At 39.9% G+C, this 24,811-nt stretch carries 19 protein-coding genes; 8 read left to right on the top strand and 11 right to left on the bottom strand.

Annotated elements, in window-relative coordinates; all coding sequences use genetic code 11:
* Positions 1–16 precede the first annotated feature (16 nt).
* Positions 17–1,573, bottom strand: a complete 1,557-nt coding sequence (locus tag ACXACJ_RS10195; protein ID WP_475134260.1) for a ferritin-like domain-containing protein — start codon at positions 1,571–1,573, stop codon at positions 17–19.
* Positions 1,574–1,851: 278 nt separating this feature from the next.
* Here ACXACJ_RS10195 and ACXACJ_RS10190 point away from each other — a divergent pair, with 278 nt between their 5' ends.
* Entirely contained in the window at positions 1,852–2,979 is a 1,128-nt protein-coding gene (locus ACXACJ_RS10190) for a Gfo/Idh/MocA family protein (protein ID WP_475134259.1), read from the top strand.
* Here ACXACJ_RS10190 and ACXACJ_RS10185 read toward each other — a convergent pair.
* From ACXACJ_RS10185 to ACXACJ_RS10170, 4 genes are all read right to left on the bottom strand, one after another.
* Entirely contained in the window at positions 2,976–3,539 is a 564-nt protein-coding gene (locus ACXACJ_RS10185; RefSeq protein ID WP_475134258.1) for a hypothetical protein, read from the bottom strand. The two genes, ACXACJ_RS10190 and ACXACJ_RS10185, sit on opposite strands and share 4 nt — an antisense overlap.
* Before the next feature lie 53 nt (positions 3,540–3,592).
* Positions 3,593–4,234: a class I SAM-dependent methyltransferase gene (locus tag ACXACJ_RS10180; RefSeq protein WP_475134257.1), complete on the bottom strand. Its 642-nt coding sequence runs from the start codon at positions 4,232–4,234 to the stop codon at positions 3,593–3,595.
* 76 nt (positions 4,235–4,310) lie between these two features.
* Positions 4,311–5,168 carry a helix-turn-helix domain-containing protein gene (locus ACXACJ_RS10175; protein WP_475134256.1) on the bottom strand — a complete coding sequence of 286 codons (858 nt, stop codon included), beginning with the start codon at positions 5,166–5,168 and terminating at the stop codon, positions 4,311–4,313.
* A gap of 46 nt (positions 5,169–5,214) precedes the next feature.
* Positions 5,215–6,369, bottom strand: a complete 1,155-nt coding sequence (locus ACXACJ_RS10170) for a thioredoxin-like domain-containing protein (protein WP_475134255.1) — start codon at positions 6,367–6,369, stop codon at positions 5,215–5,217.
* A gap of 349 nt (positions 6,370–6,718) precedes the next feature.
* Between ACXACJ_RS10170 and ACXACJ_RS10165 the strand changes: the two genes are divergently transcribed.
* The gene (locus ACXACJ_RS10165) at positions 6,719–7,600 is read left to right on the top strand and encodes a heme-binding protein (RefSeq protein ID WP_475134254.1); all 882 of its coding nucleotides are present in this window, start codon (positions 6,719–6,721) and stop codon (positions 7,598–7,600) included.
* Between the two features lie 68 nt (positions 7,601–7,668).
* Here the strand turns inward: ACXACJ_RS10165 and ACXACJ_RS10160 are convergent, their stop codons facing one another.
* The 6 genes from ACXACJ_RS10160 to ACXACJ_RS10135 all read right to left on the bottom strand — a co-directional run bounded on the left by ACXACJ_RS10160 (position 7,669) and on the right by ACXACJ_RS10135 (position 19,579).
* Complete coding sequence (locus ACXACJ_RS10160) at positions 7,669–8,451, bottom strand: alpha/beta fold hydrolase (RefSeq protein WP_475134253.1); 783 nt, start codon at positions 8,449–8,451, stop codon at positions 7,669–7,671.
* 84 nt (positions 8,452–8,535) lie between these two features.
* Entirely contained in the window at positions 8,536–11,211 is a 2,676-nt protein-coding gene (locus ACXACJ_RS10155; RefSeq protein WP_475134252.1) for an ABC transporter permease, read from the bottom strand.
* A 36-nt stretch (positions 11,212–11,247) separates the two neighbouring features.
* Positions 11,248–13,854, bottom strand: a complete 2,607-nt coding sequence (locus ACXACJ_RS10150) for an ABC transporter permease (RefSeq protein ID WP_475134251.1) — start codon at positions 13,852–13,854, stop codon at positions 11,248–11,250.
* Positions 13,851–16,499 (bottom strand): ABC transporter permease, encoded by a 2,649-nt coding sequence (locus ACXACJ_RS10145; RefSeq protein WP_475134250.1) that lies wholly within the window; start codon positions 16,497–16,499, stop codon positions 13,851–13,853. Before ACXACJ_RS10145 ends, ACXACJ_RS10150 begins: the two co-directional genes overlap by 4 nt.
* Positions 16,500–16,502: 3 nt before the next feature.
* Positions 16,503–19,166, bottom strand: a complete 2,664-nt coding sequence (locus tag ACXACJ_RS10140) for an ABC transporter permease (protein ID WP_475134249.1) — start codon at positions 19,164–19,166, stop codon at positions 16,503–16,505.
* 71 nt (positions 19,167–19,237) lie between these two features.
* The gene (locus tag ACXACJ_RS10135) at positions 19,238–19,579 is read right to left on the bottom strand and encodes a PadR family transcriptional regulator (RefSeq protein WP_475134248.1); all 342 of its coding nucleotides are present in this window, start codon (positions 19,577–19,579) and stop codon (positions 19,238–19,240) included.
* Between the two features lie 154 nt (positions 19,580–19,733).
* Between ACXACJ_RS10135 and ACXACJ_RS10130 the strand changes: the two genes are divergently transcribed.
* The 6 genes from ACXACJ_RS10130 (at position 19,734) to hisH (ending at position 24,801) form a co-directional block, all read left to right on the top strand.
* A complete protein-coding gene (locus tag ACXACJ_RS10130; RefSeq protein WP_475134247.1) occupies positions 19,734–20,531 on the top strand; it encodes a LytTR family DNA-binding domain-containing protein in 798 nt (265 codons plus the stop codon).
* Positions 20,532–20,611: 80 nt separating this feature from the next.
* Positions 20,612–21,799, top strand: a complete 1,188-nt coding sequence (locus ACXACJ_RS10125) for a S41 family peptidase (RefSeq protein ID WP_475134246.1) — start codon at positions 20,612–20,614, stop codon at positions 21,797–21,799.
* A gap of 88 nt (positions 21,800–21,887) precedes the next feature.
* A complete protein-coding gene (locus tag ACXACJ_RS10120; RefSeq protein ID WP_475134245.1) occupies positions 21,888–22,445 on the top strand; it encodes a helix-turn-helix domain-containing protein in 558 nt (185 codons plus the stop codon).
* Between the two features lie 95 nt (positions 22,446–22,540).
* Complete coding sequence (locus tag ACXACJ_RS10115) at positions 22,541–23,095, top strand: hypothetical protein (RefSeq protein WP_475134244.1); 555 nt, start codon at positions 22,541–22,543, stop codon at positions 23,093–23,095.
* 308 nt (positions 23,096–23,403) lie between these two features.
* Complete coding sequence (locus ACXACJ_RS10110; protein ID WP_475134243.1) at positions 23,404–24,138, top strand: phenylalanine 4-monooxygenase; 735 nt, start codon at positions 23,404–23,406, stop codon at positions 24,136–24,138.
* 75 nt (positions 24,139–24,213) lie between these two features.
* The gene (gene hisH, locus ACXACJ_RS10105; protein WP_475134242.1) at positions 24,214–24,801 is read left to right on the top strand and encodes an imidazole glycerol phosphate synthase subunit HisH; all 588 of its coding nucleotides are present in this window, start codon (positions 24,214–24,216) and stop codon (positions 24,799–24,801) included.
* The last annotated feature ends 10 nt before the right edge of the window (positions 24,802–24,811 follow it).

Below are 24,811 nucleotides of genomic sequence, written 5' to 3'. Positions count from 1 at the left end.
GAGTTTTAAGGTTGAATTAGCCAGCAAAAGAAAGTTTGCCCTTTTCTTTATCTAAATAGGGTTCAAGCGAAACATCCGGTAAATCGTGGATACGCTGACCTAAATAGGCAATGCCATCGTAAGCACTTACTGCACTATTGAACAAATCGATAATTTGTGATTTTGGGCTTGAAGAAGTGGCAAAAATGTAATCTTCAAAAGTAGGAGCAGCATTATAGGTTTTTCCATCGTTGCCCACATAGCTCATGCCTGTTAATTCACCACAAAGTGAATTCAGAATGAAAATCATGGATTTATGAATACCAAACATAAACAGTTCGTACTGCGTGTGTCCCGATCTTCTGTAGCAATCTTCGCTCATTAAGAAAATATAAGTGTAAATGGCGTTGGTAAGCGTTGCTACTTTTTGAATTACCGGACTGGTGTAATCGGCTACGCTTGGGTTTTCAGGTACATTCAAAATGAAGTACTTGGTGAAGAACTGGTCGTTGATTTCATCCAATTTAGCAGGGTCGAAGTAGGTTGTAGCGCTGGCATCTTGATCGCCTACATTTTTCACATCCACACCCATGGCTTCAGCAAATTTGTTAAGGTATTTGTGCATGTCGCAGTACACCTCGTTGAATTTGAAGAAGTGAGATTCTTCTTCTACATGATCGTAGTTGTCTTTTTTGTCCGGATCATTATCAATATCATCCTTGTTGCCATGCGCGCAATTAACCGTTCCATTAGGATTCAAACCTGTCTGTAAACTACTATTAGGGTCGGGTTGGTGGCCTTCGCCTTGTTCCACAATCAAATCCATTGCATTTACAGCAGAATCAGCATCGTGAACGTAAACCAAATCGCCACTGTCATCGGCATTGGTAAATACGGGTTTATGCTCTCTGTTATAATAAACCGTATCGATGGTATTGTTGGTGTAATAGCCTTTTCCAGGAACAAGTTGAGGTCTTTCAGGGTGATATTCTACTTCGGAACTTTTTAAAAAGTCGATAATCTGATTGTAGAATTCTCCAATGGTGGTGTAATCAATAGGTTTGGCCCCTAGTAATAGGTTGGTGCCTGGTTCTTCAAGCTTGTGAGGCGATTCGATTTGCAGGAAAGTGTAAAGCGATCGGAAAGAAAGTTTAGATCTGTTGATCGGGAATTCTGGAATATGGCCAGGCAAATAAGCAGGCCAAGTAGTTGGAGTTTTGTAAAGTAAATCAGGCACACCTACGGTTGCTTGTTTTATGTTAGAAGAAAGGGCCATATGAAGCATTTCTTCAATAACAACACTCATTATTAGGGCGCCAGCTCTGTTGGCATACACCATCAAATCGGCAGCAAGATCGGTTACCATGCCATCGGCTTCGCTTTCAGTTTTACCGGCTGCAATTAAATCAGCTTTGATCTGGGTTTCAAGCTGACCTTGGTCTGGGTTTCTTACAATAGAATAATAGGTATATAAGTATACCGGAATGGTCGCTATTTCAATTTCAATAGCTTGTTGAATGGCCTGCGGGTAATTTTTAGCATTAACCACGGGGTCACCACCCAATAATTTGGGAGCTTTCAAATGATTACTCATGGGATTGTGTTTGTGAGTTTAAAAATGTTTTCAGATCGAAAGGCTTCTCTCTAGCCAAAAAATCACCTTTAATTTATATGATTGATTAGTGAAATGAAAACAATTTCTTTTTCATTTCATTAGGGTGTTAGTACTGAGTGATTTAGCACAATGTTTTTTTTAAGGGTTTGAACATGGAGAAAATTGCTGAGATAGCTAAAGTTTTAAGCGGTTGAACTGGCATGGTAGGCTATTAAACCCTAATATTATAAGGCTTGAATCCAAAAGATATGAAACCAATGTCGCGAAGAAATTTCAATGAAAAATTAGCGAAAGGCGTGGGGAGTGCTGCCATTTTAAGCTCACTTCCGTTAGCCAGTGCTGCATGTGCTTCACCACAGAACAAGTTGGGCATTGCTTTGGTAGGATTGGGTTCTTATAGTTCCGGTCAGCTGGCTCCAGCATTGCAAGAAACACAACATTGCTATTTGGCCGGTGTAGTTACGGGAACACCAGAAAAGGAGAAAGTTTGGGCCGAAAAATACAATATCCCCAAGGGTAATATTTATAACTACGAGAATTTTGATTCCATTGCAGAAAATGATGACATAGACATTGTTTATGTGGTTTTGCCCAATGCCATGCATGCTGAATTCTGTATTCGCGCAGCGAAAGCAGGAAAACATGTGATTTGCGAGAAGCCGATGGCGGTAAGCGTAAAAGAATGTGATGCAATTATAGAAGCTTGTGAAAAGGCAGGAGTGAAGTTGGCTGTAGGCTATCGCTTGCAATCGGAGCCTTATACGAATGAGATAAAGCGAATTGTAAGGGAGAAAACGTTTGGCGAAGTACGCTATGTTTCTGCTGAGGCGGGTTATCGTTCCCGATCAAATCCTGAGCAGTGGAGGTTGAATAAAGCTTTAGCAGGTGGAGGTGCTTTAATGAATATGGGCGTATACGCTATTCAAGGTGCTATTTATGGCACAGGGCAAAATCCCATTTCGGTAACGGCTCAGGAATACAGCACCGATCCTGAATATTTCAAAGATACGGATGAGTCGATTACCGCGCAGTTTGAATTTCCGAATGGTGCTACTGGCAGTATTTTCACTTCGCATAGTGCTAATGTCAATCGCCATTATTCTGCGTTCGATAATGGTTGGCTCGAACTAAATCCCGCTAATAATTATGGTCCTTTAGCAGGAAGGCTTTCAACGGGAGAAGCCATCAGTTTTCCTCACGAAAGGCAGCAAAAACTTCAAATGGACGATTTTGCTCTCCATATTTTAGAAGGGGCACCCAACAAAGCACCTGGTGAAATGGGTAAGCGAGATATGATTATTGTAGAAGCGATTTATCAATCCATTGCAGAAGGTGGAAAGAAAATCGATTTAGATTTAGGTAGAATGGGGATAGTCGAAAGTTAATTTTCCTCTTTAAATAACTCCAGCGCTTTAAGGTATTTTATAGCACCTGCTTTGGTTTGGTCGTAAAGAAAACCGTTAAGTTCAGGGTGGCTTTCTTCCACAAAAGAAACCAATTCAGCTCTTTTATTGGCCCAGGTTTCCTCGTTAAATACTTTGTATTCGGTAATGGTTATGCGCTGAATTTTATTTCCGTCAAAAGTCATTTTTTCTTTTGTTACGATGGGCTCTTCATTCAAGAACAGAATGCGTGGGCAACTTTTGGAAACCGTCATAAGCACTTCACCTTCTGGGGATTCTTCGATTTCTAAAATCTTATAGGTAGGGTTAAAAGTAGAATCCCATTGGAATAGGTTCAGGTAAGCATCCTTGGAATAAGACATGTCATATACGATTTCTTTCATACGAATACTGTCTTTAAAAAGAGCGATAGATGCCTTATAATCGCTCTCATTTTGCGCTTTGATGTAATCTTTGGCGATATCGATTTTTGTAGGGTTTTGAATGTTTTTTTCGGTACAAGCCAAACAGAAGACCAAAGAAAGAAGAGCTAATTTTTTCATGTTTGTAAAAAATCAACTTTGAAGATAGAAAATCTTTTTGGCTCTTAACCTTCTCATATTCTGTTTTTCCTCCCTACAAATCTGATTACGGAACCTTTGCCTAAGTGATAAATACCTTCGTTCAGTTCTATTTCTTCCTCTTTTAAATAGAGTATTTCAAAGTCGGGAAAATCAGCTTTAATTTCGTCTACCGAGTAAAGCATATCTACCTCTTTTGGGCCGCCAACTTTTGGGTTTTGGGCTAAATAATCGAGATGTGATTTACTGAAAGCTTCTAGAATAATGATGCCATTAGGCTTCAAAAGGCTTTTTAATTCTTGATGATAGGCCGTTTTCTTGGCTGCGGAAAAGTGAGCATAAATTAGGCCAATGGCTTCAAAACTTTCGTTCTCAAATGTCAAGTCACTAAAGTCAGCGACATCATAGTGTAGGTTTACATTTCGCTCTTTGGCCAATTGTAAAGCTTTTTGCTTGCCTTCTATGCTTAGATCGAAAGCCGAAACTTTCCAACCCAATTCAGCAGCAAAAACACCATTTCTGCCTTCGCCTTCTGCTGGCATTAAAATGGATTGAGCTTCGAATTGAGGAAGCCATTGCTTGAAAAACTGATTGGGTTCTTTGCCATAAGCGAATTCGGGTTGTTTATAGCGGTCGTCCCATCTTTGTTTGTATTGATCGTCCCAAGTTTGATTCATAATTTCTGATTTTCTTCATGCAAAATTAGCCTGAGGTGAAGCTCATTTATAGGACAAAAATCAAGTTGACGGGTACTTAGTTAAAGTTATTTCTAAAAGTTTCAGGAGAAATGCCGACTTGTTTCTTGAAGAATCGGGCGAAGTATGATGCATCTTCATAGCCCAAGGTGTAAGCAATTTCACTCACTTGACTTTGGGTGGCAAGCAAGAGCCTTTTGGCTTCGAGTATAATTTGCTCGTTAATAAGTGCGGAACAGGTTTTTCCTAAAGTTGATTTTGAAATGGCATTAATTTGATAGCTTGAAAGATTCATCATTTCGGCATATTGACTCACTTGTTTCTTGTTTGCCACATGCTTTTCTAGAAGAGAAAACAGTTCGTCCAGCCTTTCATTCTTATATAGGTTTTCTGGCGTTTCGGTCTGGGTTACATCTTTTCTGCTGAGTTCTACTAACAAAACCTCCAAGTATGCCTTTATTGAAAGTTCATGATTTTCTTTCTTCTGGTCGAATTCTTCAAGCATTCTGCTGAGTGTCTCTTCAATCTTTACAAAGCTTTCTGTATTGAATTGAAAGAGGTTAGTACGACCAACTTTCCGCAACAACGATTTTGATGTTTTGTGCTCAGGATGATAGAATGCTGCATCGAACTGTAATAAATAACCTGAACTTTTTGCATTTAAGTGGAGCCGATGAACTTGGCCAGGACGCATAAAAAACACGCTATTAGGCTTAATGGAGAAAGATTTAAAGTCTATTTCATGAATTCCGCTTCCATTTTGTAGAATGAGCACAAAGTAGAAGTCATGCCGATGGAGTGGCTGCTCCAAATCGGAACCGTTCATCAGGGTTTCCAGGCTTCTAAGGCTAAAGCCAGAAACTAATTCAGGTTCATTGTTAAATGAATGAAGTTGCCGAACGGGAATGCTTTCCATAGTGATTTTTCATATGCACGCATTCAGTTTAGAAAAGGATGCGAGATTACTGAAGAAGTTCATCTAATACACCAAAGGCTTCTTCGGTACTTCCCACAAAACGGTTCAGAATTTCACCATCGGGTCCTAGAATGAACTTGGTGGGAAAGCCGGCCACATTGAACTTTAGCACCAAATCCTGTTCTCCATTTTGTGCTAAAACCTGTTGCCAATCGTAATTTTTCAACTCAATGAATTTTTTCATTTTCTCCATAGAATCCCCGCTATTTACTCCCAAAATCGTCAATTGATCTTTGTACTTCTCTTGGTACTCTTTCACCGTTGGCATTTCGGCTACACAAGGGCCGCACCAAGTTCCCCAAAAGTCAACCAGAATATATTTTCCCTTTAAGCTGTTAAACTCAAAGGTTTCTCCTGAAGGTGTGGCATCGGTAACGAAATTCGGCAGAATTTTGCCAACCATGGTGGATTCAATGCCTTCTACACGCATAGCCACAGCATTGTAGTAAGGGTAATCCGCTAAATTTTTGTCCATGGCTTTGAACATTTCAATGGCTTTTTCTTGTGACACTTGGCTTCTTACCATCATGTCCGATAAATACCAAGCAGCAGCTTCTGAGCTCAAATGGCTCGAGACAAAATCCTTTTTCATTTCATCAACCTTATCGTTCAGCAGATTGATAGAATCGTTAAGTACAGTCGCATTGGGATCGTTTTTATCCATTTTGTCTAACCTCAATTGCAGGTTAACCGCTTGATTCAGAAGAGGGAAAATCTGTTTATTGATACTTGCCAAATCGTCATTGGCTTTGGTGCCCGTTGGGTAGGCATTCACAAAATCAGTGATTTCTCCTTTAAACTCTATATGATCACCCGGACTTGCTAAAAATGCAAATTGAGAAGATTTGGCAGGATAGTAGCCTCTGCCAGTTCGTTTCATTGTACTTTCTACATTCGGCCAAAAAATGATAAACTCAGGCTCACTTAATTTTGCTGAATAACTGAAATGGCCATTCTCCACAAAAATGGAATCTGAAACCCGATTGCCATTAGCATCTTTATAACTCCTCGACATGTACTCAGTATCCAATCCTTTGATGGTTCCTGTAACGGTAAAACTGTCAGGTGCCACTTTGTTTTCAGGTTGACAAGCAAAAATCAAGAAGACCAAGAAAAGACAAAGAAGTGAAGCTTTTTTCATTATAAAGGCGGTTTTGGTTGATTCTGTATAGAAAGCTGTTACTAAAGAAGTTGAGAATACTGAAAATTCACTACCGAATTTCCTTAAGCGGTGAGGGTTCTGGGTAAGAAATGGACTTGTTCAACTTTTATGACCTAGTTCCTTCGCGAAGCAGAAGATATAAAGCTTAATGATGGAGGTAATGAATTGAACATTGTTTGAGTTTTTTATTTTTTAACTTTTAAAGTTTAACGAAATAATGGTATAGTTAAATTAAAGCGTGTAATTTGAGGTGTTAAATTATCAATTCACTTTTTAATTAATGCGCATTATGGGAAATGTACATCCTTCGGTCTTAGGGGCCAAACTTTTGACAAAAGCACAAACGAACGACATTGATCTTGGGGTTCTCCAAGGTTTTCAAGGAAAATGGGAAAGCAAACCGGGTGATGGAATGGGGTGGAATGTGATTGCCGTTCCTGGCAAATCGGATTTTACACCTGCTTCAGATGGTTTTGTTTTGGAAGTAATTCCATATTACGAAACTTGGTCTTTTACGCCAGCAGTAATTGCGGGAAATAGAGGGCCTGATGGAGATCAGACCATTGTGGGTTTGGTTTACGAACAGAAGGTTTTTAGCGATTGCGATTCTGATTTCTGCAATGCACGTGGTTTTAGCAAAGGCACAGAAATTCATGCTGAAACAGGAATGTTATTGAATATTACTGATTTCAATACTGGACTGAATGTGGCTAGATTGGGCACTATTCCTCATGGGAATTCAATTTTATTGATGGGCAGATCCGTTGAAACTCAAGGGAAATTCGATTTTCCTGTGGCAAGTACCGGCCCTACACTCACCACTGGGCAAACGCTAGCAGGTTATGGTGAAACTCAGTATCAACGTGAACCCAGATTTCCCAACTTTCCTCAAGGAAACCCCAATTTGGTGTTAGAAAAGGCTGTTGAAAATCAGAAGTTTGGGAAGGTTATTACTTTACATCTTTCTTCTGAAGCTGAAACGGGCGGTATTTTAAATACGCCATTTATTACCAAAAATGCTGATGCTACAAAAATGACTTCTGTTTTTTGGCTGGAAGAAGTTTTAAATGAAAATGGAGGTAGTTCTTGGCAGCTTCAATATTCACAAACTATCGATCTGGTTTTTCCTCCTTCAACTAAGCCTAGTGGTCCTAAATTTATTTGGCCACATGTGGATATTAATACGATGCAGAAGGTAGCGGATATCTAATTTTGAATTCAATAGAAGGAGTTTATTGATATGATGAGCTCCTTCTTGTATATGGAATTCTTAGAGATTTAATCTTGTAAGAATGTGATCACTGCTTTGGCAAAATCCTCAGTTTTGGCTGTGTTGTTATGGTCTCCCGATACAATTTTCAAAGTGCTGTTGGGTAAGATTTTCGCTAATGCTTGAGGTTCTCCATTATCATGGTCTAAATCTCCGGCAATAACTAAAACAGGGATTTTGATTTTTTTCAATGCCCGAACCGAAGTAACGGGTTGAAAATCTTGAAGCCAACCCAAAACTTTTAAATCTGCACCAATGGCTTTAGCATAATTTACAGCACCTTCCGTTTCTGAATTTAAGGGCGACCTTCCTGAAAATGCATCGGCAAACATGATGCGTCTTGGCCAATTAGGATTGGTGAAATCTAAGCCCATTCCGCCAAGAACAGCCTTTTTTATTCTAGGGTCTTTTGTCATCCATTTTGCTAGAACGATTGAGCCCCGAGAATAACCTATCGCCATAAAATTTGGGAGCTTAAGAAAGTCAGCCAGCAGTTTTAAATCTTTAACTTCAGCGTCATTTGAGTATGCCTCAGGTTGTTGTGGCTTGTCGCTTTTTCCATTTCCCCTCAAATCAGGAATGATAACTCTGTAGCCCACTTTGAGTAGCTCTTTTTTAAGCGCTGTCCCGTTCCAAGAATCACCACTATTAATAAAGCCATGGATCAAAATTACAGCTTCACCTTTACCTTCATCCGTAAAGGCAATTCGTGTGTTATCGAATGATTTAAATGAGTTCTGACTCAAGAGTTGCAAAGGAAGAAGAAGGGCAACAAGAAATAGCGTTTTCATATGGGATCATATCAAATGAACACATAAGATAGCCAAACAATCAAAAGATCGGTCTGAAGAGAATGATCTTCAGACCAAAAAATATTACTCAGATCTCAAACTCTTTACAGGGTTCGCAATGGCAGCTTTAATGGATTGAAAGCTCACTGTAACTAGAGTGATGAAAATTGCACCGAATCCCGCCATAGCAAATACCCACCAGTAGAGTTGAGTTTTGACTTCGTATCCGTTAAGCCAATCTTGCATCACATAGTAGGCAATTGGAATGGCGATAAAGCAAGAAATCAACACCAACCAAGCGAAGTCTTTTGAGAGCAATTGCCAAAGGTTGAGTACGGTTGCTCCTAGCACTTTTCTGATTCCAATTTCTTTGGTGCGTTGCTCCGCTATAAAGGAAGAAAGTCCAAAAAGTCCCAAACAACTGATTAAAATGGCGAGAAGGGTAAAGAACTTGGCTAAGCTGCCAATTCTGAGTTCGGCCTCAAATTTTTCGTTGTACTGGTCATCGGCAAAGTGAAAATCGAATGGGGCTTCTGGTAGAATTTGGCTGTAAACTTCACCGATGGCTGCAAGCGATTCGCTTGGACTTACACTTGGGTTCAAGCGAATGTACATATAACTGGTGTACTCCTGATCCAAAAACATAATGGACTGATCGGTTTGTTGAAACGGAGAACCCTTAATCATGTCTTTTACCACACCAATAATTGTATAGTTGACAGCATCGCGCCAACTTGGATTGTATTTTACTACTGTGCCAATTGGGTTTTCCAGTTGCATGGCCTTCATGGCCGATTCATTGATAATGATGGCGTTCTTGTCTGTCTCACGGTTCGGATCGAAGTCTCTACCGGCTATGAATTCCATATCAACCGCATCGGCATAGCCATTAGAGATGGTGATGGTGTTGAAAGACTGATCAAAGCCAGGATCCATGCCTTCCCATGAAAAACCATGATTCCAACCCAATGTGCTGGTTACTGGGTAATTAGAAAAGCCAACAGCTTCGGCCATACCTGTATTCAGAATCTCTTGTTTCATGAGCTCCTTTTGCTGACCAAATCGAGGAGAACTTGGAGCCAATGCAATCATCCCTTTGGGTGAATAGCCAATAGGACGGTCTTTAGCGGCTTGGATTTGGTTGTTTACCGTAATGGTGCCAATGATCAAGGCTATGGAAATGGTAAACTGAAAAACCACCAATACTTTTCTGGAAAGAGATGCACCTTTACCAGGTCTCAGCCCACCTTTTAAAGCTTTAATAGGCTTGAAACTCGAAAGGTAAGTGGCAGGATAAAAGCCGGAAACTACAGCGGTGAACAAGATAAAAGCCGTACATGCTAGCCAGAACTCAGGGAGATTCCAAGGTGCAGCAATACCTTTGCCAGCTGTTTCATTGAACCAAGGGAGTAATGCCCAAAGTAATATTAGAGAAAGTCCAAAGGCAGAAATCGTGTAAAGGAATGATTCCATATAGAATTGCGTGACCAATTGCTGCCTCAGTGAACCAAGTGTTTTACGAATGCCCACTTCTTTGGCTCGTTTTTCTGATCTGGCCGTACTTAGATTCATAAAGTTGATGCAGGCTAAGAGCAATACGAAAATGCCTATGGCTCCATAGAGTCTGACGAATTTCATTTCCTTGCTCAAAACTGGTTTGCCATCGATCCATTCGGAACGCAAGTGCCAATCCTGCATAGGATGTAGTATAAAAGTTTGACCTGATTCTTTTGCCCAGTCATCATAGTGCCCTTTGATCTTTTCGGTAATAAGTTCGGCAAGCTGTTCTTGATTTACATTGTTGGCCAATTTTACATAGATGTCTATGTTGTAGTTGTTCCAAACATTCATAAACTCATCATTTTCCCTGAAAAGTAGGAGAAGTCGAGAGAAGAATGCCGCTTCTGAAAACTTAGAGTTCTTAGGTAAGTCTTTATAAACACCACCAACTAATAAGTCTTTGTCGGCATTGAGTTTTACGGTTTTACCGACTGGGTTTTCTTCTCCAAAAAGCTTTTTAGAAAGTGTTTCAGAGAGCATAATGGAACGAGTTACTTTCAAGCCATTAATGCTGCCATAAACCATTTCTAATGTCAGTATGCTCGGTCCATTTTCTTCCAGAAAAATACCTGTTTCGCGAAATTTCTTATCACCATTGGATATTACTGGCACTTGCTTTCGGGCTCTTACCATAAAGAGGTCTTCTATTTGGTCGGGGAAAGATTCTCGCACTAATGCACCCATGCCGGTTGCCAGGGCATTGTTTACGGCTGTTCCACCTAGCCCATCGGATTCTACTCGTAGCATTTGGGCTATGCTATTGTAGTTTTTGTGATATTGGTTGAAAGTCAGTTCATCTTTGACCCATAGTCCGATGAGCATGGCTACTACCATTCCCATGGCAAGTCCACCAATATTGATGAAGGAGTAGCCTTTGTTTTTGAGCATTTGTCTGTAGCTCACTTTAAAGTTGTGATTGAACATAGTATTTGAGTTTTTGAATTTGAAAAACCGAAAAGCAAACGGACGCAGATAGTTTATGACCTGAAACCAATAGTTGCGCTTTGCCTTTCGTGTTGAATGTTTTTCGGAGGTTGAATAGAACTTCTCGTCTAAATCGCCCAACACCTCTTCTGCCAGCTCATCTTTCAGAAACCAGAGGAGTAGTTTTTCAGCTAGTCGGGGAGGTGCACCCCCTTGTATTCCCCCTGAAGGGGGAAATTTGGATTGAGGTTTGATATTTTCTTTTGGTTTTCTCATTTCAAATTCTCCCCTAAGGGGAGATACAGAGGGGTTTTATTCAGACCTTAAAGACTTAACCGGGTTTCGAATAGCTACTTTTATGGTCAAAGAACCTGAAGTGAACCAGGTAATGAGGAGCGTAAACAAGGCGGTAATTATAAAATACCAGGCATTCAACTCAATACCTTCGGCAAAGTTGCTGAGCCATTGATTACTGATTAGATAAGCAATGGGAAGAGCAATAGCCAAAGCCATCAGGACCATTTTTGTGAAATCTTTGGTTAGGAGTATCACTATTCTCCAGCTTTCACTTCCCAGCACTTTCCGAATCCCAATTTCCTTAGATCTTCTTTCCGTAGTGAAGGCCGTAAGTCCCAATAATCCCAGGCAGGTAATGACAATAGCTATGAGGCTAAAAAGCTTGGAAAGTGAAGCAACCCTTCTTTCTGACTGGTACATGGCTTCATAGTCATGATCTATGAATTCATATTCGAATGGAAAAGCGGGGTTGTATTCTTCATAGAGAGACTGAAGCTGAGCCAGACTCTGTTGTTCTGTGCCTGCCTGAATTTTTACCATGGTTTTACCTACCATGGGATAGGCTTGGATGAATGTCGGTTCCATAGAACTGTACAGTGACTGAGCCCGAAAGTCTTTTACCACACCAATGATCTTCTTGTCGTTTCCCCATAGCTGAATGGTTTTTCCAATGGGGTCTTCCAGGCCCATCATCTTAATAGCGGTTTCATTGAAGATGATTTCCTTTCGAATATTACCTACAGACTTATCGAATGTTCTTCCTTCTAGCAATTCAATTCCAACCGTTTCAATGAAGCCAACGCCCATTTCCAGATTCATAAAGTCAATCTGTTGGTCAGCTGTTTTGCCTGGCCATTTTAGTCCGCTGGTGTGTCCGTTGTCTCCGGTTAAATCATGCCCGGTGGTAGTTACATGGGCTACTCCCGGAATGCTTTCAATTCGGCTCAGGAAGGTTTCGTAGCCCTCAGACTTTAAACCGTTATTGCTAAAGTAGAGCACATTGTTTCTTTGGTAGCCGAGGTTGGTAGATTGTATGTATTCAATTTGTTTTGAAATGACCGTGAAGCAGGTAATCAGAATAATGGCAACTACAAACTGCAAAACCACCAGCCCTTTTCGAGCCCAGATATCTTTGAAGCCCTGAGAAAGCTTTCCCTTTAGCGAATCAGTGGTTTTGAACCTGGAAAGGTAAAGAGCAGGGTAGCTGCCCGCCAGAAGACCGGTAATAAAAATGATGGCTAAGATGGCAAGAACAACATCTGACGAAAGCTTCAGTATTAAAGATTTACCGGTAATGGCACTGAACTGAGGTAATACCAGCCAAACAATTAAAAGAGCAAGTAAAGAGCCAAGAATAGTGAGCAGAAACGACTCGGTATAATACTGTGAAATCAGAGTTTTTCTCTTGGCTCCCAGTGCCTTCTTTACACCAATTTCCTTCAGTCTTACAGTGGCCTTTGCAGTAGACAGGTTCATGAAATTGATGCAGGCGATAATCAGAATGATAAGGGCTATCAGTGAGAACAACCTCACATATTCAATTCTGCCTCCCACAACCACTCCGTTTTCGTAGTTGCCATAGAGGTATGTTTTAGAATACTTTTGGATGAACAAAGTGGATTTGGAGCGTTCATCATGTGCTTTGATGAGGTTTGTAATCTTGTTGTTGAAGGACTCAGATGAGATACCCTTTTTAAGCATTACATAGCCATATGGATTACTGTTACCCCATTCATTCATAAACTCGTGGCTATCGAGTATTAAATCGTAGTTCAGCAGCACATCGAACATCTGAGAAGAGTTCTTAGGTACATCCTTAAAGATTCCGGTTATCATGTAATTGCCTGAGGTGCTGTTCTCATTCCATTCAACCGTTTTGCCAATGACATCGTCAGTTTGCCCGAATAACTTATGGGCCATGCTCTCTGAGATCAATATGGACGACTTGTCCTTAAGAGCATTTTCCTTGTCTCCCTGAATCAACGGAAAGGAGAAGATTTGGAGAAAATTAGGCTCAACGAATTGTTCTGTAGCTTGTATGAATTTCTCTCCTGAGGAAATGTAGGCCTTGTTTCCAAAGAAACTGGGAGGTATAACCAGGGTGGCTTCTTCAACTTCAGGATAGTTAGCTTCGAGCGTTTCTGCCAATAAACCAGGCATGTAGGGGATAGTTATGACCTCACCATTGCTCATGTCGTTCTGAAGCACCTGGTAGATTCGGTCATCATTTTCATGGAACCTGTCGAACGACATTTCATCATTCACCCAGAGGTAAATGAGCAGTGTGTAGGCCAGTCCACAGGAAAGGCCGATTAGATTGATGAAGAAATTTCCTTTGAACCGAAGAAAACTTCTGTAGCTGATCAAAAGATTGTGTTTGAACATAGTTGCTGAGTTTGACTTTTTGAGTTTGAAAAACCGAAAAGCAAACGGACGCAGATAGTTTATGACCTGAAACCAATAATTGCGTCTTGCCTTTCGGATAGAGTGTTTTTTTGTAGTTGAATAGAACTTCTCATCCAAATCGCCCAAAACCTCTTCTGCCAGTTCATCTTTTAGGAACCAGAGGAGTAGCTTTTCAGCTAATCGGGGAGGGGTGATATGGTTTTTCGAATTCTTCATTCTGATCGCAAGGATTTCACGGGATTGGACTTTGCTCTAGAGTAAGTTTGATACCATATTGTAGAAACCGTGATCATTAATAAAACAATAGCAGGAATGGCAATGACTTTTAAGCCTAAGTTAATTCGAAATGCATAGTTGTCGAGCCAATTCTCTCCCAGATAGAAAATGATAGGAGTCGTTACCGTTATGACTATTAAAATAAGCCAGAGATATTCTTTCGAAAGCAAAATGATAAGCTGAGCTACCTTAGCTCCTAAGACTTTTCTAATACCAATCTCTTTTGTACGAAGCGTGGTAGAATAAGAAGCCAGAGCAAAAAGGCCAATGCAGGCGATGAAAATGGTTAAGGTTGAAAATGCGGCAAATAGTTTTCCAAATCGCAAATCAGACTTGTATTGCCTGTTAAAATCATAGTCAAGGAAAAAGCTATTGTATGGGTTTTCGGGGAAAACTGAACGGTACGAACTTTCTATATGATCTAAGGTCTCCTTTATGTTGGCCAAATTCATTTTAACGGAGAAGTATGTTCTACCTCCAGGGCGAACAAGAAAGAGGTGAGGACTATAGGGTTCTTTCAAAGATCCCCAATGAAAATCATCAACTACTCCTTTAACAACAAAAGTGTCTCTGCCGGCAATGATCTTCTTATTGATCGCATCTTGGGCAGACTGGAACCCAAGGGTATATGCTGCATTTTTATTGATCACCGTTGCCTTGCCTGCTTCATAAATGGCAGTAGTAATAGAATCGTAGGCAATATATTTAAGGCCGTAGGTCGAAATAAAATCATTGTCCGCATAAATCATGTCGCCTGAATGCCCTTCGTTAATTGCTGTTTCCGGCTTGCGAATTTGTGCTCTTGCATTAAAACCTCTTCCGGGTACTCTGCCTGAACCTGTTGCATCCAAAACTGAAGCATACTTTTTAACCTCGTTCTTGAATGTTTCCTGTGCTGCTTTATGGTAAGCCCATGGCTGCCCTGTTCTGTGAGTTTCAACAATCAGTATTTTCTCCATATCAACACCCAAATCCCTATGTTTCATAAAGGAGATTTGATTGTATATCACATAGGTGCCTGAGATGAGCAAAAGCGAAATCATAAATTGGAAGATGATTAGCCCTTTTCTTAAACCAAGGCCACGAGTTCTGGCTACTTGTCCGCTTAGCATATTAATTGGTTTGAAACCAGATAAAATAAAGGCAGGATAAAAGCCAGATAGCAATGTGCCTAGAACGATAATTGCTGATGCATATGCCCAAAATGAAGGGCTTGCCAACAGGTTAAATGTGATAGGTTGATCTATTGTTTCCCGAAGAAGAGGCAAGCAGAAATAAGCAACCCCAATGGCTAATGTTGCCGCAAATAGATTAATCAAAAATGATTCAGCCAAGAACTGGCCAATCAATTGAGATCGAAATGCACCAATTGCCTTTTTAATCCCTACTTCCTTGATGCGCTTTAATGCTTTGGCCGTAGCCATGTTAATGTAATTGGCCCAGGCAATGAGCAATAGAAAGCATGCAATGATTGAAAAAAGGATAATGTCCAGTTCTTGACCATTGGCCGTTGCGACATCGTTTTCATAGGCTGATTTTAAATGAATATCTGCAAGTGACTGAAAACTGATTGCTAACCCAGTGATGTTTTTGGCGTGACTTTTAATAATGCCATCTATCTTTTCTGCAATAAAAGGAAGCTTGGTTGGGTCATTGATTAGGGAATAGGTAGCAAAGTCACTGCCTCCATCCCATCCATTCATATTCATGAAGCCATAGCGCTCAATTTCAGTTTCTATAGGAAACAAGAGATCGAATTGAAGATGGCTTGTGGTGGGAATTGGCTCTAAAACTCCTGAAATAATAAAATCTCCATTAACGGCTCCACCTCTAACCTTAAGTGTTTTGTTCAGAGGATTTTCATCTCCAAAATGTCTGTGTGCTACATCCTGGCTAATCACCACTTTGTTTTTGGCATCAAGCGCAGCTTTTTTATCCCCCAGTTGTAGAGGAAAGTCAAACATTTCGAAGAAGGAATTATCTACACTGAGTATTCCACTTTCTTTAAGAGGTGTGTTTTTTTGAGGATCGGTAACTATCAATATTCCATCGTAATGAGATCGGATTCTTGTTACCAATTTGATCTCGGGAATTTCTTCTTTGGCTGCCGGCCCCAGAGCGTAGGTTTGCAGTACTGAACCAGTTTTGTTAGAGTTTTCCGAGTTAGTTCTTACCAAGCGATAAATATTTTCCGCTTTAGTGTGAAAGCGATCATAACTCTTTTCGAAATCAATGTATTGGTAGATGGTCAAACAGACACCCATTGCAATAGCTAGTCCAATAACATTTATTAATGTGTAACCAGCATTTCTCAGCAAATGGTGATAACCGTTTTTGAGATTCTGAGTTATCATGATGTTGTTTGTTATCCTCAATTTTCCTGATTTCAAAGCGAATGGCCTTAAGTAATTAATGACCTGATACCAATAGTTACGTCTTGCCTTTCGAGTAGTATGTTTTTCTGCGGTACGATAGAACTTCTCATCCAAATCGCCCAACACCTCTTCTGCCAGTTCATCTTTCAGGAACCAGAGCAATAGCTTTTCTGCCAGGCGAGGAGGGGATGGATGATTATTAGCTCTCATGGCTTATTCTGATCGTAGTTTTTGAGCTGGATTAACCAAGGCCGCTTTAATCGATTCGAAGCTTATTGTGAATACCGCAATGATAAAAGCGATGACGGCCGCCAGAATAAAAATGGACCAAGATAAATCAATGGTGTTTTCCATGCCTTGGAATATATTTTCCATCGCATACCAGCCAATTGGAAAAGCGACCATAATAGAAATTAATACCAGTTTGATGAAGTCTTTAGCTAGCAATGTGAATATTCTACTTACGCTTGCTCCCAGTACTTTTCTTACGCTTATTTCTTTGCCTCGCTGTTCAATAGTGTAAGCCGATAAAGCAAATAAACCAAGGCAGGCCACGATTACTGATATTACCGAGAAAATAATGAAGAGGCGCTTAGATTGAAGAAGGCTGGCATACATTTGCTCGAACCTTTCGTCCATAAATGAATATCGGATGGGTTGGTTAGGCATAAAACCATCCCAAACTTTGGTAATTCCAGCTATAGCCTGATTAAGGTTTTCTGCATTCACTTTTACTGAAATTGTTGAATTTCCTTTACCCCGCACCATAGCCAAAGGCCTTATTTTACCAGCCAATGATTCGAAATAGAAGTCTTTAACCACCCCAACAACCGTGAATTTTGCATCGAACATATCGATAAGTCGGGCACCGATGGGATTTTCTAAGTTCAATTCTTTCAGCATACTTTCGTTAATGATTATGCCTTCAGCATCAGAAGTTTGGTCGGTGAAATTTCTGCCTTGAGACAGTTCCATTCCCATGGTTTCAAGGTAATCTTCATCCACGGCCCAAGTCGCTGCTTCAAATCCAGGATCGAGGTTTTTCCGGCCATCTGGCCAATAACTGGCATTGGTCGTGCGACCTCCCGCAACAGGTAAATAGTCTCCCAGTGTTGCGTTTTCTACCATAGAGAGCCGCGACAAATCATCTTTGAATGTGCTTCTTTGCTGATAAGGCATAGAGTTGATGCCTAGAATATTAATCACTTGATCCTTTTCATAACCTAATGACTGATTCATGTAATGGTCGAATTGTTTGTGCAAAAACAAAGAGCAGATGATGAGCACCACTGTGGCGGTAAATTGAAAAATCACCATTCCATTTCGAACCGAAGAAGCCTTTCTTCCAGCTTTAGCGCTTCCTTTCAGTGCTTCAATTGGGCTGAATTTGGAAAGGTAAAGCGCTGGGTAAATCCCTGAAATAAAGCCAATAATTATGGCGGCTAAAAGGAGTAAAGGAACAAACCATACCGAAAGCCAGGGAAGTGATAATGATTTTTCAGCGATTTGGTTAAAACTGGGCAAGGCAAAAAATGCAAATATTAATCCTAGCATTACTGAAAGCACGCTGTAGAAAATGGATTCGGTAAGGAATTGCTTGACAAGGCTGGTTCTATAGGAACCAACTACTTTTCTAAGTCCAACTTCTTTGGCGCGTTTTATTGATTTGGCGGTTGATAAGTTGATGAAGTTCAGGCAGGCCAGAATAAGCACGACAACAGCAATAGCTCCAAAAATCCAAACCAGTTCAATGTTGCCATGCTTCTGATAGTCGCCAATTTCTTCGGGATTTAAGTACACGTTTTTGATGGGCTGCAAATAATAGGACTGATATTTTTTGATTTGATCGAGGTCTGCGATGCCTTCTTCTTGCAGTTCATTCATCACATAGGTATCTCGGATTTTTACCAACTTATCTTCAATCACACTTTTATCGGCATTGGGAATGGTTCGGATGTAAAAAGTATAGTTAGAACAGCACCAGCCTGAAGTACCTGGGCCAAATTCTCTGCCCGCTAAAGTCATTATAAAATCACCTTGTAAATGTGTTGTATTGGATAAATCCTCCATTACGCCACCTATGGTGTAAGGCGCAAATGTTCTGTCATTCAGGATCATCTGCTTACCGATAGGATTTTCGCCAGGAAAGTATTTTTCTGCCTTACTTTTAGAAATAACTAGGCTATTAGGTTCAGAAAGAGCTGTTTTCTGATCGCCATAAACCATTGGTATTTCAAGAATTTCAAGCAATTCTGGGTCGGCATAAAAGAATCCATCTTCGTAAAAGTTGTACTTCGTGCCATCTCTGCGAATATGATTTTCACCCACATCGGCCCATTTCCAAAACACTGTTCGTGCAATCAATTCGATGTCAGGAACATGATCTTGTAAAACAGGCTTAATAGGGCCTTGCATGTTCGTCCAGCGGCCAAAATCACCGGCATCTGAATATTGATTTGCAATTCTGTAAATCTGGTTTTGATGAACATAGTGGCTGTCATAGTTGATTTCATTATGAATGAATAGCGAAATCAGAATACAAGCCGCAATGCCAATGGCGAAACCAATAATTTTTATGGAAGAGAAAACTCGGTTTCGCTGGAAATTTCTCCAGGAGATTTTTATGAAATGACCAATCATAAGGTTGCGATTTAAGTTTTTGAGTTTTGTTGATTTTAAAGCGAAGGGTCTTAAGTAGTTAAAGGCCTGAAACCAATAGTTGCGCTTTGCCTTTCGGGGTGAATGTTTTTCTACTGTTGAATAGAACTTCTCGTCCAAATCGCCCAAAACTTCTTCTGCCAGTTCATCTTTCAAGAACCAAAGCAGTATTTTTTCTGCTAGGCGAGGAGGAGTGATATGGTTTTTGGGGTTTATCATTTGTGCTTCTCATTATGGTTGGAGAGCAGAGTGGATTGCTATGGATGTGCTTTGCGAAAGGAATCCATTGATTAAAAATCGAATTTGAGATTGCCTGCAAAAGCTGGAAACTGGTTCCAGAGTGACATTTTGAAGTCGCGCGATTCTTGCAAAACCCTTTGACCAGCAGCGGTAATGGTATAAATCCTTTTACGTCTTCCTCCGCGTTCTGCGGTAGCATCGCCCATTTCGGAAGTGAGAAATCCTTTTTCACCCAGCCGATTCAGTGTAGAATGCACAGCTCCAATGGAGACGGGTCTTTCGGTTTGTTTTTCAAATTCCTCAGCGATTTTAAAAGCATATGCCTCTCTGTCCAGAATGCCAACCAATAAAAGGATGACCTCTTCAAAATCTCCCAGTCTTGTTTCTTTCATAACTTACTAGATTGTAGAACAAATATAGAAAACCATTTTACATATGTTCTACTTTTTAGTAAGAAATTAGATTTCGTCTTGAAGTGAAGATCAGGAGGTCTTTCTTGAAAATGCATTGCAGCTTTTCTAACATTGCACGCAAATCCACAATCCATTGAAGCCATACCCTTACGATTCTTCTGTTAAGCACCATGTTTTATTGGCTGTGGCTTTCGGTTTCTGGGTTTTTGTCTTTTTGTTCGCTACAAAGCCATTAGATGTAGGCGAGTTGAGTAGGGGTGAGCAATTGACATTTTTACCCATTTATGCACTTATTGGAATGTCGGCTTATCTGTTGGTGTTTCCAATTCAATACCTTCTTCTGAAGCTTTATGCTGCGAAATGGAGCGTTTTTCATGAAGTCATTTTCTTGATTTGCATGGTGCTGATTGGCTTGTCGATAGCTTGGTGCTACTATTTCTATGGCGTTATGGATTCCGATCCCAACGCTTATTCCTTTTCTTTTTTTGCGACTTCTATTTTTACGCCTGCCATGATTACACTTATTCCCCCGCTTTTCTTGGGACGATTTGGCTTAGGAAAATACAGCGAGAAAATGCGAAAGGATGAACGTATAGAAATCAAAGGAGAAGGAAATTATGAAGGTATTAGGCTGTTGTTTTCTGATCTTATTTGTATTCAGTCTGCAGATAATTATGTTGAAGTTTTCTTTCTGGATGGTGGGCAGTTGAAACGACAGTTGATCAGGAATAAGCTTACCATAATCGAAGAATCTTTTCCCGATTTACTCAAAACGCATCGCTCTTTTTTGATCAATCCCTATCATTTTGTGCAATGGAAAAGGGAGAATAGGAAGTTGATTGTTGTACTCACACAGGGTATGGAAGTTCCCGTTTCAAAAACCTATCAAACACTAGTCGAAGAGGCTGTCAATTCCACCACAGATATGTAGTATTTCGCCCCAAAATGCTTTTAAGTAGAATCAAGGCCATTTTTCGACCGTATGTTTGGGTAGTAAATTTCAAAAAGGTCATGATGAAAACGCTGTGTATTTCGCTTCTTATTTTGTGTTTCGGTCAGCAAATGAGAGCACAACAAACTTGTAACTGCAATGCTGATTTAGAATTTGTTCGCACAAAACTAGAGAAGACTCCTTCTTACAAAGATCAAGTAAAAGGTAAGGCAGAAACCGAATTTAAATCGCTCTTCCGGAGTTTGATGGGCGATGAAGAAATTGGTGTAGAGCAATGTTTTTGGAAGCTCAACCAGTTGGTCGGTTTCTTGAAAGATCGGCACTTAGGCTTGACTTATAAATCAAAGGAAGACCAAGCGGTTTTCAATGGTTTGGCAGTGAGTTTTTCCGACAAGAAGTTAGAACAGTTAAGAGTGAGGGCTTATGATGACATTGAGGGAATTTATGATGTGTCTGGCAAACTGAAATTGGCGATTTATCGCACGGATCAAAAGGATAGCCTGATTGGGGTTATTGCTGAAAGTGAACCCACAAATTGGAAGAAAGGAGAGGTTTGTATGTTTTTGAAGGAAACTGATCAAGCCGATGCTTATGATGTCATGTTGAGCTTTGATAAGATTAATATGATGTATAGAAAGAAATTCAGATTTCAATCGGGTTCTTTCTTTTCCAACCTTGCTAAGGTTAATGTCCCCAAAGTCAATCAGGCTTTAGTTGATCCAGGCTTTACACCTTATGAAATCCATGATTTCAGCCCTTCTGCGAGTTATGTTTGGTTTGATTCATTTAGTAATTCAGAAGCTAATAGAGAGAAAAGCAAAGAGTTTATTGAGCAACTTTTCAAGGCCAAACTTTCCGATGTTTTGATTATAGATCTCCGAAATAATGGAGGCGGGTCGACCCGGATTTTCAACTCCTTATTTAAAGCGGTAAGCAAGGCATCAAAAGGAAAGAAAGTCTTTGTTTTAACGAATTACTTTAGTGTGAGTAATGCCGAGATTTTCACACTTAAAGCTAAAAAGCGCTTGAATGCTACTCATATCGGTTGGAGAACAAACGGAGGAATTTCCTACGGAATCAATTATGGCACCTTTTACGATTTGCCTTCGGACCATTTCACCATTACCCCAACGGATATGGATTTAAGTCAATATTTAAAATACGAAGAAATTGGAATTCATCCAGATGTTGAGTTCAATCCTTGGATGAATTGGCAAGAGCAGGTCGAACAGCAGATAAGTAAATGATTGTAGAGATAGCTAGAACAGAGCTTAATTTGGTGCTGTTTTTTTGCTGAGGATATTTTTCTATGTAGCATTCCTGTAGATTTACAAGATGACAACAGGGGAAAGGATAAAGTTTTATAGAGATGAACTGGGGCTTAGCCAAGCAGAACTAGCAGGGTACACAAAACTTTCTCTCCGAACTATTCAACGCATAGAAAATGGTCAATCTTCTGCTAGAGGTCATTCATTAAGAATGATCGCTGATGCTTTGAAAGTTTCGATTTCTGAACTCAATTCCGAGAAAGTTCAGTTTTCTCAAGAGATTGATAAGATAAAAAAAATGAATACCCTTGCCCTGGTCGGGCTTTTGTTGCCTTTTGGTAGTTTGATGCTTCCTTATTTCTACTGGAGAAAGCATAGGTCTAACGGTGAGTTTAACCGAACCGCAAGAAGAGTTTTAAATTTTCAGATCCTTTGGCTGGTAGCTACATCTCTGTTTTTGCTTTCGGCTCCTTTATTCGTTAAAATTTTAAAAACATCCTTTCCGTTAGTGCTACTGGTTTGGATTGTTGCCTTTGTAGTCAATGCTTTATCGATTCTAAAAGCTTCAAAGGCGCTGAATTCTGGCAATACAGATATTTACAAAACAGGCTTCTATTTGCTCTAAACCTATTTGTCGTTGAATTGTCTCTAATTTGACGTTGGTCAATTTTCGGTCATTTAATCTTTCTCTTTTTCATTTGGGACTAATTTAAATCTCAAATGAAAGTCATTTCTAATCTTAAATTCAGTGGAGTTGTTGGTGTAGTCGTTTTGGCAACTTGGTTGTTGCACGAATTTGCTCACTGGTTTACAGCAAGTGTTGTTTTGGGTTATAAAAGCGCACTAACTCTGAATCGTGTCTATTTGGTAGATGGCGCTTATGCCTCACATTGGCATATGATTTTGGTAAGCGCAGTTGGGCCGTTGGTTACCATATTAGCGGCTTGTTTGGCCTATATCTATTTGATTAAACTGCCGTGGAAGCCATGGCTATATGCGGTGCTGATGACTGCTTTGTACCCAAGGGCTTTAGCCGGATTTTTTAATTTCATCAACCTCAATGACGAAGGTCGTATAGGGGTTGCTTTGGGAATCGGAGCTTTTACCCTAAGCTTGTTGGTTTCTGCTTTATTAGCAATGTTTCTGATTAAGGTGAATAGGAAGCATCATGTCGCTCAAAAATTGAGATGGACTACATTGGCTTGGGTGATCTTTTACTCATCAATACTCATTCTTGCCGATCAATTTTTCAACATTGTTTTGTGGATAGCTTGATTATGGTCTTTAAATTCTCAGGCTTTGTTCTTGAGAGATAGGTTTGAATAATTTAATAAGACATTACGCATTCCTTAACACAAACTTTTCAAAAAAAGCGTTGCCTTTTAAAAAATGGGTTTTACCTTTGGCTCAATGTTAATGAACACAGCATATCACTACCACTATTATCATAACCCGATCAGTCGGAACGGTAGTTTTATGCACTAGGATTGATAACACTAGATTGAAGATATAAGACCCGGTTCCGAAAGAGCCGGGTTTTTTGTTTTTCTACCCTTTTGAATTGAAACTTAAAAAATAAATACATGAAACAGGTTTACGAAAATTACACTGCTGAAGACCATCAAGTTTGGAAAATCCTTTTCGACAGACAATTTCCCAACTTGCCAAAAGCGGCTACAAAAGAGTTTTTATCTGGTTTAGAAAAGATCAATTTCACCAGTGAGGCGATTCCCAATTTTGATGAAACCAATAAAATCCTGAAGGGATTAACGGGCTGGGAAATCTATGCCGTGCCAGGTATTGTAGAAGACGGTTTGTTCTTTGAACTGATGAGTAATAAAAAATTCCCGGCTACAACTTGGGTTCGTAAAATGAGTCAGCTCGACTATTTGGAAGAGCCTGACATGTTCCATGATGTCTTTGCTCATATTCCTTTGCTTACCAACCAAGCTTTCGTTGATTTCTTACAAGCAATCAGTCAATTTGGGCACGAATGGATTGAAGATGAGTGGGCAATTCACTTGCTTTCGCGTATTTATTGGTTTACAATCGAATTTGGCTTGATTCGCGAAGATGGTGATGTTAAAATCTACGGAGCTGGTATTCTTTCTTCTGCGGGAGAAACCAAATATTCACTGAGCGATGAACCAAATCATTTTGAATATGATGTAGATAAAGTTCTGGATACGCCTTACCGAAAGGACAAAATGCAGGAAAACTACTTCATCATTGATTCTTACGAGCAGCTGTATGAGTCACTACCTGAAATCAAATCAAAGATCGAAGCCAAACTAAAAGAAAAGAAGGAAACAGTTTAAACTGTTTCCTTTCTTATTGGTTTTTAATATGTCTTGAAGGGTGTATCCGCTTAAAAGACAATTAATTGAATAAGAATGAGTGTTGTAATTATTGATTATAATGCTGGTAATGTGCAGTCGGTTTCATATGCACTTCAGCGTTTGGGGGTTGAACCTGTTTTGAGTGCAGACCCTGAAATTATTCAATCGGCCGATCGGGTTATTTTTCCAGGTGTGGGAGAAGCCAGTACAGCCATGAGGTTTTTAAGAGAAAATAAACTCGATGCCGTGATCAAGTCACTTAAGCAACCTGTTTTCGGAGTATGTCTTGGGCTTCAGCTTATGTGTAGTCATTCGGAAGAAAATAACACAGATTGCCTTGGGATTTTTGATGTGAAGGTTAAAAAATTCGAGCCTCTTTTAAAAGTTCCCCAAATGGGTTGGAATGATCTAAATGAAATGTCCTCACCTTTATTTGATGGGGTGGATCAAGGAAGTTACGTGTATTATGTGCATAGTTTCTATGCTGAATTGTGTTCAAATACCATAGCCAAAACAGAATACATCAATGAGTTTAGTGCAGCGCTAAACAAAGATAATTTCTATGCGCTTCAAGCTCACCCAGAAAAAAGTGGAAAAATAGGAGAGAGAATCCTAGCTAATTTTCTGGAAATAGAAGCCTAAGGCTTCATTT

The sequence above is a fragment of the Roseivirga sp. AWQ4_251 genome (assembly GCF_056158225.1).
Note: the sequence above shows the minus strand (reverse complement) of the source record. Positions and strands in the feature narration are given on the sequence as shown.

What these genes read in the sequence shown, in the direction of transcription:
- ACXACJ_RS10195 (WP_475134260.1), bottom strand. Translation starts at nt 1,573, where the DNA reads ATGAGTAATCATTTGAAAGCTCCCAAATTATTGGGTGGTGACCCCGTG.
- ACXACJ_RS10190 (WP_475134259.1), top strand. Translation starts at nt 1,852, where the DNA reads ATGTCGCGAAGAAATTTCAATGAAAAATTAGCGAAAGGCGTGGGGAGT.
- ACXACJ_RS10185 (WP_475134258.1), bottom strand. Translation starts at nt 3,539, where the DNA reads ATGAAAAAATTAGCTCTTCTTTCTTTGGTCTTCTGTTTGGCTTGTACC.
- ACXACJ_RS10180 (WP_475134257.1), bottom strand. Translation starts at nt 4,234, where the DNA reads ATGAATCAAACTTGGGACGATCAATACAAACAAAGATGGGACGACCGC.
- ACXACJ_RS10175 (WP_475134256.1), bottom strand. Translation starts at nt 5,168, where the DNA reads ATGGAAAGCATTCCCGTTCGGCAACTTCATTCATTTAACAATGAACCT.
- ACXACJ_RS10170 (WP_475134255.1), bottom strand. Translation starts at nt 6,369, where the DNA reads ATGAAAAAAGCTTCACTTCTTTGTCTTTTCTTGGTCTTCTTGATTTTT.
- ACXACJ_RS10160 (WP_475134253.1), bottom strand. Translation starts at nt 8,451, where the DNA reads ATGAAAACGCTATTTCTTGTTGCCCTTCTTCTTCCTTTGCAACTCTTG.
- ACXACJ_RS10155 (WP_475134252.1), bottom strand. Translation starts at nt 11,211, where the DNA reads ATGAGAAAACCAAAAGAAAATATCAAACCTCAATCCAAATTTCCCCCT.
- ACXACJ_RS10150 (WP_475134251.1), bottom strand. Translation starts at nt 13,854, where the DNA reads ATGAAGAATTCGAAAAACCATATCACCCCTCCCCGATTAGCTGAAAAG.
- ACXACJ_RS10145 (WP_475134250.1), bottom strand. Translation starts at nt 16,499, where the DNA reads ATGAGAGCTAATAATCATCCATCCCCTCCTCGCCTGGCAGAAAAGCTA.
- ACXACJ_RS10140 (WP_475134249.1), bottom strand. Translation starts at nt 19,166, where the DNA reads ATGATAAACCCCAAAAACCATATCACTCCTCCTCGCCTAGCAGAAAAA.
- ACXACJ_RS10135 (WP_475134248.1), bottom strand. Translation starts at nt 19,579, where the DNA reads ATGAAAGAAACAAGACTGGGAGATTTTGAAGAGGTCATCCTTTTATTG.
- ACXACJ_RS10125 (WP_475134246.1), top strand. Translation starts at nt 20,612, where the DNA reads ATGATGAAAACGCTGTGTATTTCGCTTCTTATTTTGTGTTTCGGTCAG.
- ACXACJ_RS10120 (WP_475134245.1), top strand. Translation starts at nt 21,888, where the DNA reads ATGACAACAGGGGAAAGGATAAAGTTTTATAGAGATGAACTGGGGCTT.
- ACXACJ_RS10115 (WP_475134244.1), top strand. Translation starts at nt 22,541, where the DNA reads ATGAAAGTCATTTCTAATCTTAAATTCAGTGGAGTTGTTGGTGTAGTC.
- ACXACJ_RS10110 (WP_475134243.1), top strand. Translation starts at nt 23,404, where the DNA reads ATGAAACAGGTTTACGAAAATTACACTGCTGAAGACCATCAAGTTTGG.
- hisH (WP_475134242.1), top strand. Translation starts at nt 24,214, where the DNA reads ATGAGTGTTGTAATTATTGATTATAATGCTGGTAATGTGCAGTCGGTT.